We start from the raw sequence: 626 nt of genomic DNA on the forward strand, positions 1-626 counted from the left end.
GACTCCCATAGATAGGTATAGGCTATATCGATAGTCAGATCAGAGTTGGGTGAGTAAGCGGCACCAAAAGCCAAGGCTTTTCGGTTTCCTACTGGAAGTCGAACGTTTCGGTCGGAGTTGCGGGCCGGCGAAGGATCAGAAGCCAAGCCACTGCGAAGTAGCCACTGCGAAGAGAGTTGGTACGAGACGCCAATGGCTGTCGACACGGTATCATGAAGTTTGAAGTCGTCTCCAACGGCACCGAATCCTGACTGTTGGCCTGGGGAGGGTAATCCACTATTGATTGCTTCAATCCTCTGGATTCGACTCCACCGAGTCCAGATAGCACCTGCGTAAACAGTCCAGCGTTCATCAAAGCGATGGGTGAATGATGTATCCACTGACTCTGGTAGTGTCACATCCATCTTGTTGTTGTATTTTCCATCGAGGCCAAGTGCTCCGGGACTGTCGCTTATTTTAGTGTGGCCATCAACATGGAAGTCAAGTTTTGAGTGATAAGTTAATCCCCACGTGGTTGATTCGTTCATATCAACCATCAGGCCCAAGTTATAGCCAATTGCAGTATCATTGCCTTTTACAGTAAGCTGCGTGTCCTTGCCATCATTCAAAGCTCCTGTGGCCAAATA

General features: G+C 48.9%; 1 protein-coding gene. It reads right to left on the minus strand.

The features are described 5' to 3' along the window. Positions 1-626 (minus strand): outer membrane protein transport protein (locus AC1DVH_RS32405; protein WP_477757211.1); only part of this gene is annotated, 626 nt, incomplete at both ends.

This window comes from Pseudomonas sp. P4_C3, assembly GCF_056402075.1.